The sequence below is a fragment of the Endozoicomonas ascidiicola genome (genome assembly GCF_001646945.1).
Lineage (GTDB): Bacteria > Pseudomonadota > Gammaproteobacteria > Pseudomonadales > Endozoicomonadaceae > Endozoicomonas > Endozoicomonas ascidiicola.
The window spans coordinates 851,775-863,298 of sequence record NZ_LUTV01000001.1 but is presented as its reverse complement, the minus strand read 5'-3'; the positions used below and the strand labels follow the sequence as shown (position 1 = coordinate 863,298).

The window sequence follows — 11,524 nt, the reverse complement described above, 5'->3', positions numbered from 1 at the left end:
TATGGGTTCGGGTATGTCGGGTTAAGCCGACTTTTTGTGTAAACGCTTTACCGCAACCAATTTCAGTGCAATGATAGGGCTTCTCGCCGATATGGGTTCGCATATGCGTGGTTAAATTACTGTTCTGAGAAAATGATTTTCCGCAACCAATTTCAGTGCAATGATAGGGCTTCTCGCCGGTATGGGTTAGGGCGTGTGTTTTTAAATTAAACTTTTGAGAAAATGATTTATCGCAAGTTTCGCACTTATGGGGCTTTTCACCGGTATGGGTTAGGGCGTGTGTTTTTAAAGTTCTATTCTGAGTAAATGATTTTTTGCAAACTTTACAACTATAGGGCTTCTCGCCGGTATGGATTCGGACGTGTTCTTTTAAATAATCTAATCGATTAAATACTTTGTCGCAAGTTTGGCACTTATGTTTTTTCTTACTCGAGACTGGCTTCGATGTTTGCTGGTTGAAAATCACACCAACATTGCGATCCTCTAGTTCCTTAGTAAYAGATTCCTGTTGTTTGAAATCGGTTTTTGTATGGGCAGCAACTGTATTTCGTGGTATTGAAAGGTCTAAAGGCTCACTTTGTATTGCCACTGTTCTTCTGTCAAAAGTTGAACCAATTTCTTTTGGTTCTACTTTTTCTTTTAATTTATTTACAATCCCTTCGAGAGACTTAATTTTGGGTGTATTCTGTATAGCAATATTTTGCATGATTGAATTTCGTTCGTTGGTCAAAAATGTTAGACGGACATTCGTTTGTTTAGTTCAATTGCATGGTGAACCTCACCTCGACTTGGTATCGGTAATGCTTTATCGTGCTGCCTAACAATAAAATCGTGTTCGTGCTGCGCACCGGATGCCTCCGGCACCGCACATTTTGGGGTTATGCTTTATTTGCCGCAATCAACTGAATACATCTCTTTCCAGCTTCTCGACAAGCATCATCTAGCTCAGTTGCATTGATATGCAGTCTAAACCTTGAACCTGTACTCAATCGAACCAACGCTCCCTCAAAAAAACCGCCGGATGAAAACCAGACCTTTAACACATAGTCATCCATATCAGCGTGTCTCTCTATCCACCCATCTGGCACACGCCCATGAGGTAGCCGCCATTTTAATTTACTTTCTGCGTCCATAGTTTCTAATTCCAAATAAAGAAAAGCATAACGAATAAGGATAGATTGCGCTTAGCCGCAATCTTATCCGGTTGTTGCACAAGCCCGGATTGATTTCTGGTGAGGGTGGTCTATAGAAGTTTTCTTTTTTGGTGGCGATCRAATCAGAGCGTTTATATTGAACTCTCTTTATTCAGAATGAGCGTTACCCGACCACTGCATTACGTAGTCTGGCGTCTGATTTCCCTGTCTGACTGGCTGAACTAACTATTTCTCCATGTTGGTGAATGGCGATACTTATTTTATGAATCAATTCTTCAGGTGGGCTTCAGAAATCTAAACGCAATGTGGTTCATTACTTCACCGCACTGTTTGCATTTGAATTGCGGGCGAATAACGGGCTCGATGGCCTTGACCATCACATTCAGAACCAGCTGAACCAGTGACAGTTTCCTTTTTGCGTTTCCGTGTAAAAAACCGTAATCCCGTGACCGTCGAAATCGTCTGGGAAGTACATGTTTCAACACCAGCCACAGAAAGTCTTCTGGGTGCTCTCTCAGTCTGATAACTGACTCATAAGTCCACTTTCTGCTTGCCAGAGAGGATGTTCGTCCAAAGCTGTTCCCATCGGCCCTTACTTTGAATCAGTGATCTTGTATTCAGAAGCACTTCTGCTCCGGTTGCTTTCCATCGCATGCCTGAGGAACAAAGCCTTTGTTTGACCAATGTCTTGCAAGCCGCTTCCGTCACCCCTGAACCTATTGGCCAGTGTCGTTTAATAGCTTGATGATAATTCATCAGCTGATGGTTGTTGGTGAAGTAGGTTACCGCTTTATAACGCTTCTCTATTAGGGCAGTGGTTTTCTTAGGCAGCTCTGCTGACTCAATCTCATGCAGGATCTTTTTAGCACCCCCGCGCTTGTGTTTTAAGCAGTGGAGCCTGTCTTCAAGCCACAGTTTTCGCTTGGCTTTGCTAGTTGGGAAGAGTGCTTCCGCCACACCTCCTAGATATTCCGAGGCGTGGTAAAAGTCGAGTATCTGTCCTGAAGTATGCTGTTTTAAAAAGCGCCAGTTTTCTTTCGCGCCATCAGCAACGCCGATATAAGTTACCTGAGGGTATTTCTGCTTTAACGCTGTTATTTCGTCGTTTAATTTTGTGAGGAAGCTTTCTTTTCCATACTCCGGGGCACTTCCGATATAGATCGTGTGCAACCTGTCACCATCAGCTGAATAAAGACTTAATGTTCCGCACATGGCTTCACGCCAGCCTTCTTCACAAAGCAACATACAGGTGCCATCCAGCCCAATGGCTACCGTTGATACGGGCTTATCAAGTTGAGGAAGGTCATAGTCATAGTCATGGTCAGCATCGGAATGCTCTTCAATGAGGGCACCAACCCGGTCAGATAGATGCTTGATGTAGGAGTTTGAGAGTGTTCTCTGATGATTAGCCTCGAAATCCTCTTTTACTGCCGGGGCAGGCATTTGGCTATACTTCCATGCGAGAGATTTTGCAAATTTAGGAGTGGCTGATCCGACAATGCCTGCATCTATATCTAAAGGCGACAGTGTGACACCACCTCTGACTCCCTGATAGACGGAACGTTTGAAAGGTATTTTCCCATACATGGACTCATAGTGTTTCAGAACTTTACCCTTATAACTCCACTTTTGTTTATTGACGACAATGGGTTCTTTATTGGCTGGTTCAAAGAGGCCAAGCAGCTCTTGAGTCCCTAGTTGTCCAGCATCGTTAAGTGTTTTTTGCAGACTATTTTCAAGATCAAGCATATTGCCTGCTTCGATAGGGATCTCTATCTGTAGAACGATTTTTTCACGATTGCTGGACACAATTGAAGCAGGCATGGCGGAGTCTATTATGGAAAGCGGTCTCTTATAATAGTCGTACAATTGAAGTTCTTTTGTTTCAATTATTCAGAGAGAGCACCCATTCGCTTGAGCGCAACTTGGAAAAAGAATTAACCATCACTTTAACGGAATATCAAATAAATATATCGGAGAACAGCAAATGAACAAGTCGAACACAACACAAGCAAAAATCGATTTATACAGCTTTGAAGAAAACTTCCCAAATAGAGAGTTATTGAAGGGCGAGGGCGTACTAACAAAAGGTCAAATGCGCTATTTCAATCCACGCTCTGAGCACATCCTTGACCGTTATCAAGGCTTAGAGGGCTGGTATCGTCGTCGCTTACAAGCAGGAGTTATGAGTCACTTTCTCAAAGTAGTTGGTGATCCTGATGTCGAAGCTACAGTACGTGATCTTGCTGGACGAGAGTTTACTGGAATCAACCTATCGACAGTAGACTATATGGGCTTATCAAATCACCCTAAACTAAAAAAAGCGGCAATCAATGCTCTAACAGATAAACGCCTTCACAGTATCAATACTGGACCGTTACTCGGAAACTCTCCTGAATCTGGAGCGCTACAAAAAGAGATCGCTGAATATTTGGGTCACGAATACGGCATTCTGTTCCCAACAGGTTGGGCAGCATCATTTAGTGGAGTTGCAGGTGTAGCACGCAAGGATGATTACGTATTGATCGATGAGTACGCGCATCAAAGCTTAAAACAGGGCGCATATGCGTCATGCGATAACGTAATTAAATTCAAGCATCTATCCAATACTGAAGTAAACTTAAAACTAAAAGAAATCAGAAGCAAAAATCCAACAGCAGGTGTGCTTGTAGTAACAGAGGGACTGTATTCAATGGATGGGGATGCTCCTGACATTAAAGAACTGCTATCTATTTGCAAATCACAGAAAGCAGCTCTATTGGTAGATATTTGCCATGATTTTGGATGTACGGGTAAAGAAGGCAAGGGCACTCTAGGTGAACAAGATGCACTGGGTGACCCAGACCTTATCGTGGTGGGTGCGTTCTCGAAAACCCTTTCGACTAATGGTGGATATCTAACGACATCTAATCTTGGCGTCATCTTTTCAACATGCTCGTTTGCTGGACCTTATACATATTCGACTTCGTTATCTCCCACTCAAATTGCAATAGCTCGTGAAGGCCTGAAGTTAGTAGCTGGTAAAGAGGGCAACGAGCGTCGTAATAAACTAATGTCAAATATCCAAATTGCGCGAGACCGTGCGAAGCATCATGGAGTTGAGGTTTATGGCACTCCATCACCAATCGTGTCTCTACATGTAGGCTCTGAGAATATCGCCCGATTAGCCTGCGCAAAGGCTTTTCGTATGGGAGTGGTAACAACTATCCTTGAGTACCCAGTGGTTGCCCGCGGAAAAGCAAGGTTTCGCATGTCCATGAGTCCAGAACATGAACACGAAACTTTGATCAAAGCAGTAGACATTATTGCAGATTCAATAGCATGGGCAAAAAAATACAATGCAACTCTTGGCGATACGAAAATCGAGAGAAGTGATTCGCATATCTCAAAAGACCTGCCGTCCATTATAGGTCAATGATGGTGAGTAAAAAAGCTGAACCGGATATAGTTCTCCAGACACACAAACACGGTTAAGATCAAGACTAAATCGGGGTAGGGAGTAGCCTCACGGCAACTCTCCACCAGTCGCACCTGGTGTCTAGTATCCACCCCTTAGCGGACAGTAAGAGGTAATTTCTCCACACATTAAATCCACCAGAAAAATCCTGAACAATACTGCTTTCACTCGGGCAAACTCAGATGAAAGCAGCCCAACGCAAACAACTCCTGAAACGATGGCTGCAGCGAATTCAGGACTGGCAACAGTCCGGCCTCAGCCAGACAGCATGGTGTAAACAACATCAACTGAACATTCACCAGTTGAGCTACTGGAAGCGAAAGCTGAGTCCAAAGACTGAGAGCAAAGTCATCCCTCTSGCCGTTGCTATGCCAAAACCGGAAATGCCATCAACCCTGGTACTTCACATAAATAACGTTCAGGTTGAAGCAACACCGGAGCAGGCCGCCATCCTTATCCACGCACTTCAGGCCAACCCATGATTCGTCCAGCCAAAGAGGTGCCCGTTTACCTGTATGCCGAATATGTTGATATGCGTAAATCCATCGATGGCCTCGCGGCACTGATTGAACAGGAAGTTGGCCAATCGCATTTCTCACAGGTGATCTTTGTCTTCTGCAATCGACAAAGGGACAAAGTGAAAATATTGTACTGGGAGCGAAACGGCTTTGTGCTCTGGTATAAGCGACTGGAAAGTTTCGCTTTAAATCGCCCGGTGTTGAAGCCCCCTGAATCGATTGATGGCGCTGTGCTGAACCGGTTACTGGATGGTTATGACATCCGCCCTGTATGGTGGATCCCATTGTCTAGACCACGAAGTCCGCTTTGAAAGTTAGTCTTGCACATAGGGTTGATAAAATCCGGTCAACTATCCCTAACGGTATACAAGCTGCCAATGGAGTTTGAAATCACGACAGTCACCAGAATTGGGAGTACCGACAGCCTGCGACGCAAGATTGAAGTCAGTCCGATTGTTTCTATGCCCTATACTGATGCAAGATTTTTCCAAGATGTTCCGTCATTTCAAAACGGTTCTGTTATCAGCTTGAATCAGGGTCTCATGTCGAGATTTTAAGGTTTTCGATAGCCCATGGGTATATCAAAGCTCCGATAGGAAAGCATTTTACTCAATGGGTGTGCTCAGAACTATTGAGTTCTTCTAGAGAATATATAAGAGAAGAGGCTGAATATGCTTCTTAATTCTGTCTTTCAAAATCGTAAATCAAAAGAGTGTTACAGGGTTGTATTTGAAGCCATTGATAGGTTATGGCTAATCAGTATAAGTGACGAGGATGCATGGCCTGATATGGTCATGCAGTCAGAATTTGATGAGCTGGTTGAAGGTGGAGCGTATTTTGAAGTTGATGAGCCTTTTGAATGGAAAACTGTCCAGTCTGGAAGCATAGAAGAACAAAAAAGGGATCAAGCTTATAAGGTGCTAATTCCTCTTTTATGTGACCCCACCAAGCTACTGATTAAGAATGAAAGAAATACCCTAATTGGGTTGGCTGCACAGAGTCCACAGCAGCGTAGATATATTGTTCGCCAACTGCGCAGATATTGGCAGAGGGGAATGAGCCCTAACGCCTTAACTCCTGACTACCACTTATCTGGAGCAAAGGGGAAGCCCAGAAGAAACTTGGGTAAAAAAACTGGACCTAAGAGAACAGTAAGCAGTGGCGAGGGGATTATTGTCACTGAAGATATTGCGGAAATTTTTGATCTTGCTATTTCAGGATTTTTTATTCAAAATTAAGGGTTATCACTTAAAGCCGCTAAAACCAAAGCTGTTGGCTTGTATAGGTCTCGTCACCCTCATGCAGACGAGACAAGCATTCCAACAATGCGTCAGTTCCGATATTTCTACGACAATAATTACCGCAAGCACGATGTTATCAAGCAGCGCACCCCTTCAAAAATCTACGATAAAGATATAAGAGCTTTAACCAGCACTGCGGCATACATGAACATAGGGCCGGGAGGCCGCTATGAGATTGACGCCACCATTGCGGATTTGTATCTGGTATCAGAAAAAGACCCGGAAAAAATAATAGGCCGCCCTGTAGTATACGTAGTGCCTGTCCGAAAACCTGCTGATAATCCGCTTCAGCAAGCATTAACCCGATTTTTTTGAATAAAATACAACCTGTTCACGGTGGGAGCTCCACTTTTTGTCTCTTTGTGACCATTTTATGATCAGTTTTGCGTTTTTTCGGTGCCCGCCATCCTCACCTGAAGGTGACGAACGTTTACCCGATGCGCTTTTTCCTTCAGGCTGCTTTTTGGGCTGCCTGGCTGGCTTCCTTTTGCAGCAAAGAACCCAGTCGGTGCAGATTGGTTCCCAAAACAGCCAGTGCTACGTACCGTCGGTAACCGTCGATGCCAGTGTCTGGGCATCGATCTAGCCCGTGTTGTTCCAGCGCATTAATATCAGACTCTACCGCTGAATGTTTCCTTTTTGCTCTGATAAACTCAGGGTGTCGTCACGACTTCGGTCCTGTTCTGACCACCTTCCCTTTTTGGGTAAGATCGCCCGGTCAAGAAAGACTTCCAACTTTTCAAGGTTTTCTGGTGACCAGAAGCCCCGGTCGTAACTGACCTGGGACATTTCAGGAAATCGCTGTTTGGCCCCTTCAGCAATGGTTACTGTTACCTGGTCGTCTGTCTGCTTTTCCATGACCAGATGATGCAAGGTAAAGCCAAACTGGTCCTGTAATACACAAACCCTGAGGCCAAGCTCTACCGGCACGCCCGCCTTACCTTTACTGATCCATTCGGTATGGCGCTCAAATAATGAGAAGATCTTTTCATTGTGAGGGATGGATTCATGGTTCAGTACACGACGGATAATTAGCTGACACTGGTAGTCTGCATCCTTTATCCAGCGCTCCAGTTCTTTCAGCCGCCCATCTCCTGGTGTCCGAATTTTCAGGAGGTTTAAGGTAGTTTCGGCTTTGCGGATAAGCTTCTGGCTGTAAGCCACGTAATCCGCATGGGCAACTTCGATATCATTCTGGCGAGCATCCCGGAGTGTTTCGTTTGTCGATGTTGACCGCTTGAGGTTGCGTGCCTTGTGAAACCGCTTCTTGTGCTGTTCCTGCAAATAGCGACTCTGCCGCCATAGGCTTTCCTGCTGTTGACAAGAGAGTGTGGTGGCCCAATCTGTCATCTTGCGAACCGCATTCCTGAGCAGGTTAATATCCGTCGGAAAGTGGGCATTGGTTTTTACGACAAAGGAATCGGCGCGGGCGCATATCGGTTCTTCTTTTTTTTTTACCAGCAGGTGACCGGCTTTAACGACAATCTGGTTAATTTTATCGAGTATTTCCGGTGTAAACAGGGCAATGTTGTCCTGCAGGGTTTGTAGTTTGTACTGGTGCTCACAATAGGGTCCGTGACCCAGCATTTTGCGTAGGGAGCCATGTTCGTTAGCCAGTTCAAGTAGTCGGTCATAGTTGCAGTTAATGACCAGTCGAAGGGTGCCAAAAACCAATATTTTCCAGAGGTCCATACCGGGGCGACCATTGTTGCGGTCAGTAGAAATCATCGCCTCAAGTGCTTGAAAAACCTGCACTCTGAGCTCCTGGTTTGTCCAGATGTACTGCAAAGCCAGAAGCAAGCGTGGAATATCATCCCTTGATCGGAGATTGAACGTGATGGCGGAGATATCAATCTCGCCTAACTGCATTTGTGAGTTAATGGTCTGACGCATAAAATTTGGAAAACAGCTTGTTTTGGATATTCTTCGAGGATTATATGGGTCTACAGGCTCCTGTTTTCAAGTGCTTGAGGGTTTTCGGACAGGCACTACTTCACCAACAACCATCAGCTAATGAATTATCATCAAGCTCTTAAACGACACTGGCCAATAGGTTCAGGGGTGACGGAAGCGGCTTGTAAGACATTAGTCAAACAGAGGCTTTGTTCCTCAGGCATGCGATGGAAAGCAACCGGAGCAGAAGTGCTTCTGAATACAAGATCACTGATTCAAAGTAAGGCCGATGGGAACAACTTTGGACAAATATCCTCTCTGGCAAGCAGAAAGTGGACTTATGAGTCAGTTATCAGACTGAGAGAGCACCCTGTTGCGGTGTCGTGTGCCTCGACTGCGGTGGGCTCTGACTTGACGCCGTGTTGGGCAGAAAATGAAAAACAACGTTTAAAATACTTGCCACCTTGCTGGAAGACGCTTTCAACATCGGCCAGATCAAATGCTTTTAACCACATGAGTCGCCCGATACCGCGACAGCCTTTTGCTATTTTGTGGTCGGAGTCCAACGTTTCGAACGATTTCATATTGGCATCATTAAAACCAATGCCGTTATCGGTGACCCTGAAGCCTTTGATGATTTCATGCTCAGCTTCTTTTTCAGAGTGCATTGGTTGCTGAGGATTACGAAGAATTTCGAGAGTAATTTGACCATCAGACAGCCGGTCAGCTTCTTCAAGGGATTGAATCGAATTGACAACGGCTTCGAATACAGGAAGCAGACCATGCGTTTTGGGCAGGTTAGTATTTCTCAATCTTCCAGCAAGATTAGTATGAAGACTCATTGGCACTCCCTTGGAAACAGCCTGCATCGTTGCTTCTCACTAGTCACGGATCATATCAGACAAAGTTGGTCACGCTCAAAGATAATAGCCTGAATATGCAGCAGTGCACTGTAGCCGGTGAAGAGGGGAAGTGGAGCTAGCTTTTAGGTGGAGCAATACTATGTGCCCAGAACCGAATACCTTGTACGTCTTCAAATGCTGCTTGTGGAGTGATTATTATGCTGATCTGGGAGTGATCATTGAATAATTAATAGCTCGGAAACTAAGTTTTTCCAGGGATCTATTGGGAGTAAGTCGCCAATAGTTAGAAAAGCTCCGGTCTTAGCGATTTTTTATGCATATTTGTTGCTATTAACGAGTCATTTTATGAAAAAGAGTATAAAAAAGGCCGAATACGGCTTTCTCGCAGCAATCTGGGGTAGTAGCTCGGAAAAAAAGCTAGTTTTCACGTAGCGGCGCGTTGAAAATACGAGTAAGTCTTGTAAGTTATTGATAATAAAGGTTATTAATCGGTTTTTTGAAAATTTATCTGATCAAAAAAATGCCGTTTATGAATCGGACAACTTATTTGATAGGATTCCGGACATATCTGAGTGTTACTTTTCGGACAGTTTGTAAGTTCAGGAGCTAAAAAGCGGACAATTTTATGTGTAGAAAAAGGGCTGGAATGGTGGCTTTTTGAGGTAATTCCGGACATTTTATTGAAAATCGGGAGGACATATTCTTCAATCATGAACAAGAGCTGAGTAATTGCTCTAAAAAAACGACGTAAGTCTTCTTGGAAGGCTTTATGTAGAAAAAGTTGTAGAAAACTTTTGTAGAAAAAGATCTATGCAATTCTTGAACGATCGTTTGTCTAATTTAGATAACCATTGACGTATAAAAAAGGGCTGAATTAGCCCTTTTTTTATACCTGTTAGAAAGTGAAAATACAGTCTGGAGCGAGCCTCTTAACTTGTCATCTATGGAAAGCTTCTAAGCATGGTGACGTACGGGGTCCGCGGAGCTAGGATGGCTGTGATGCAGTACTATGATGCTAAAAGATTGAGGTGAGGGGAGCAGGCCTGATGGTTACTACATATTAACTGCTCAAGCCTTAACCCCCTCCTAAGGAAGTAAGTGCCTACTATCGGGTGCCTTTCACGATCATTGTTTTCCTGATGTAGACCTGTTTTGCGCTGAGGGTTTTATGCCCTGAAATCAGTTCCTCATGATCTGTAATACCTTTGGCCTTCAGATCGTGAAAGTTCCAGTTGCGTTTCATTATTCCGGCTTTCTTTGCTTTTTTTTCAGATTTTGCCACTGGGTATCCAGTGTGCTTTTTCCTACTCTTACACCTGCCATTGGTCTCACTCCCTTACCTTTATATGTGTTTTGGGTTCCAAAGACATAGTCAAATTCCATACCGGAATTATATTCGTCAAGCGTCTTTAAGGCTTGCTGAAGCCTTGGTGTCCAGGTGGTGATTTCGCCCCATGACCCTTTGCCTCGTTTTAGCTGAACGCCGCTTTCAAGAAGCTGATCTCGTGTCATGTTTTGAAGTTCTGATCTTCGCGCACGACAGATGTAAGCGAACTCCATCATAGCTTTCCAGTAGGAATCAACGAACGCATACATGGCCTCGTACTCTTCGTCCGTCACATAGACATCCACCCTTGATCTGCGAGGCTCTGTTTCGATTTCCTTCATTGGATTAGGTGGCATATCGTCAATTGCCGTTCGGCCCCACTTCCAAGCAGCAGCCAAGGCTTTTCTGGCATGGCTCCTGCTACAATCGATGTGAATGAGCAGGCGTGTCACAGTCGAAGGTTGAAATTCTTCCAGACCATAATCGCCGTAGCGCCTGCCTTTTTTGTCCTGCGCTGCCTTGAGCTTGGCTATCTTGATATCTCGTGCAATCCGGCACTTGATCTCATTAGTGAGCTGAATAGATTTAGCCTTTTCCATATGACGTTCTTTAGGAATAGTCCCTGAATAACTTCCCGATTTCAGCAGGTACAGGGCATGGCGACATAGTTCCATTTTGGCAAGAATTTATCGAACTGAATGGCCATGTTCTTTTTGAAGTCAGTGGCATATTTACGCCCGGTTTCGAACACTTTGTCGATAATTCTTACAACCACTTTCAGCCCTTTGGTCGTTTCTGTTTTTTCTATGTAGTGCTTTGCCATCTCAACGGATTCCAGAGGAACACCTTTGCAGGCACGGGTGATATGCGGGAATACGCGATGCTCAATAGGGTTGTATTTCGAACAATACGACGGGTAATGAGCGATACGAATTCTCAAGTTCAGCCTGTTTGAAAGTGCCTGCAAATCCTCTTTGAAAAGATACGACGAAGCACTGTTACTGCCACCTC

General features: G+C 44.5%; 12 protein-coding genes and 3 pseudogenes. 6 read left to right on the top strand and 9 right to left on the bottom strand.

Features of this window, described 5'->3' with window-relative positions; genetic code table 11:
* The 4 genes and pseudogenes from AKL11_RS03470 to AKL11_RS03455 all read right to left on the bottom strand — a co-directional run.
* On the bottom strand, positions 1-706 hold a 706-nt coding region (locus AKL11_RS03470; protein WP_172807231.1), incomplete at its 3' end, for a C2H2-type zinc finger protein.
* A gap of 172 nt (positions 707-878) precedes the next feature.
* Positions 879-1,133: a hypothetical protein gene (locus AKL11_RS03465; protein WP_067515189.1), complete on the bottom strand. Its 255-nt coding sequence runs from the start codon at positions 1,131-1,133 to the stop codon at positions 879-881.
* 296 nt (positions 1,134-1,429) lie between these two features.
* Positions 1,430-1,657 (bottom strand): annotated as a pseudogene (locus AKL11_RS26575) (transposase); the annotation flags it as partial.
* 28 nt (positions 1,658-1,685) lie between these two features.
* The gene (locus AKL11_RS03455) at positions 1,686-2,978 is read right to left on the bottom strand and encodes an ISKra4 family transposase (protein WP_067515187.1); all 1,293 of its coding nucleotides are present in this window, start codon (positions 2,976-2,978) and stop codon (positions 1,686-1,688) included.
* A gap of 163 nt (positions 2,979-3,141) precedes the next feature.
* Here AKL11_RS03455 and AKL11_RS03450 point away from each other — a divergent pair, with 163 nt between their 5' ends.
* The 5 genes and pseudogenes from AKL11_RS03450 to AKL11_RS03430 all read left to right on the top strand — a co-directional run.
* Complete coding sequence (locus tag AKL11_RS03450; protein WP_067515186.1) at positions 3,142-4,572, top strand: aminotransferase class I/II-fold pyridoxal phosphate-dependent enzyme; 1,431 nt, start codon at positions 3,142-3,144, stop codon at positions 4,570-4,572.
* A 221-nt stretch (positions 4,573-4,793) separates the two neighbouring features.
* On the top strand, positions 4,794-5,093 hold the full coding sequence (gene tnpA / locus AKL11_RS03445; protein WP_067515185.1) for an IS66 family insertion sequence element accessory protein TnpA: 300 nt from the start codon (positions 4,794-4,796) through the stop codon (positions 5,091-5,093).
* On the top strand, positions 5,090-5,440 hold the full coding sequence (gene tnpB / locus AKL11_RS03440; RefSeq protein ID WP_067515184.1) for an IS66 family insertion sequence element accessory protein TnpB: 351 nt from the start codon (positions 5,090-5,092) through the stop codon (positions 5,438-5,440). Before tnpA ends, tnpB begins: the two co-directional genes overlap by 4 nt.
* A 360-nt stretch (positions 5,441-5,800) precedes the next feature.
* Positions 5,801-6,367: a hypothetical protein gene (locus tag AKL11_RS03435; RefSeq protein ID WP_067515183.1), complete on the top strand. Its 567-nt coding sequence runs from the start codon at positions 5,801-5,803 to the stop codon at positions 6,365-6,367.
* An 18-nt stretch (positions 6,368-6,385) separates the two neighbouring features.
* Positions 6,386-6,745, top strand: a pseudogene (locus AKL11_RS03430) (hypothetical protein); the annotation flags it as partial.
* 136 nt (positions 6,746-6,881) lie between these two features.
* Here the strand turns inward: AKL11_RS03430 and AKL11_RS03425 are convergent.
* Positions 6,882-8,323, bottom strand: a protein-coding gene (locus AKL11_RS03425) for an ISNCY family transposase (RefSeq protein ID WP_095210128.1) whose coding sequence is annotated in 2 segments (ribosomal slippage) — positions 6,882-7,093 and positions 7,093-8,323 — 1,443 coding nt in all. Because the reading frame shifts where the segments join, the coding sequence is not laid out codon by codon here.
* 96 nt (positions 8,324-8,419) lie between these two features.
* Here AKL11_RS03425 and AKL11_RS26185 point away from each other — a divergent pair.
* A pseudogene (locus AKL11_RS26185) lies at positions 8,420-8,667 on the top strand (hypothetical protein); the annotation flags it as partial.
* On the opposite strand, the gene AKL11_RS03420 reads toward AKL11_RS26185, so the two are convergent.
* From AKL11_RS03420 to AKL11_RS03410, 4 genes are all read right to left on the bottom strand, one after another.
* The gene (locus AKL11_RS03420; protein WP_067515181.1) at positions 8,662-9,165 is read right to left on the bottom strand and encodes a hypothetical protein; all 504 of its coding nucleotides are present in this window, start codon (positions 9,163-9,165) and stop codon (positions 8,662-8,664) included. The pseudogene AKL11_RS26185 and the gene AKL11_RS03420 overlap by 6 nt on opposite strands.
* 1,126 nt (positions 9,166-10,291) lie before the next feature.
* Entirely contained in the window at positions 10,292-10,429 is a 138-nt protein-coding gene (locus AKL11_RS25540) for a site-specific integrase (RefSeq protein WP_172807230.1), read from the bottom strand.
* Positions 10,429-11,112, bottom strand: a complete 684-nt coding sequence (locus tag AKL11_RS03415) for a site-specific integrase (RefSeq protein ID WP_067515180.1) — start codon at positions 11,110-11,112, stop codon at positions 10,429-10,431. Before AKL11_RS03415 ends, AKL11_RS25540 begins: the two co-directional genes overlap by 1 nt.
* A 41-nt stretch (positions 11,113-11,153) precedes the next feature.
* Positions 11,154-11,524, bottom strand: a 371-nt coding sequence (locus AKL11_RS03410) for an ISAzo13-like element transposase-related protein (RefSeq protein ID WP_436404680.1), incomplete at its 5' end; no start/stop codon positions are given.

Excerpts from the sequence above, each read along its gene's own strand:
- tnpB (WP_067515184.1), top strand. The coding sequence starts at position 5,090 with ATGATTCGTCCAGCCAAAGAGGTGCCCGTTTACCTGTATGCCGAATAT.
- AKL11_RS03465 (WP_067515189.1), bottom strand. The coding sequence starts at position 1,133 with ATGGACGCAGAAAGTAAATTAAAATGGCGGCTACCTCATGGGCGTGTG.
- AKL11_RS03420 (WP_067515181.1), bottom strand. The coding sequence starts at position 9,165 with ATGAGTCTTCATACTAATCTTGCTGGAAGATTGAGAAATACTAACCTG.
- AKL11_RS03450 (WP_067515186.1), top strand. The coding sequence starts at position 3,142 with ATGAACAAGTCGAACACAACACAAGCAAAAATCGATTTATACAGCTTT.
- AKL11_RS03435 (WP_067515183.1), top strand. The coding sequence starts at position 5,801 with ATGCTTCTTAATTCTGTCTTTCAAAATCGTAAATCAAAAGAGTGTTAC.
- AKL11_RS03415 (WP_067515180.1), bottom strand. The coding sequence starts at position 11,112 with ATGGAAAAGGCTAAATCTATTCAGCTCACTAATGAGATCAAGTGCCGG.
- AKL11_RS03455 (WP_067515187.1), bottom strand. The coding sequence starts at position 2,978 with ATGCCTGCTTCAATTGTGTCCAGCAATCGTGAAAAAATCGTTCTACAG.
- AKL11_RS25540 (WP_172807230.1), bottom strand. The coding sequence starts at position 10,429 with ATGAAACGCAACTGGAACTTTCACGATCTGAAGGCCAAAGGTATTACA.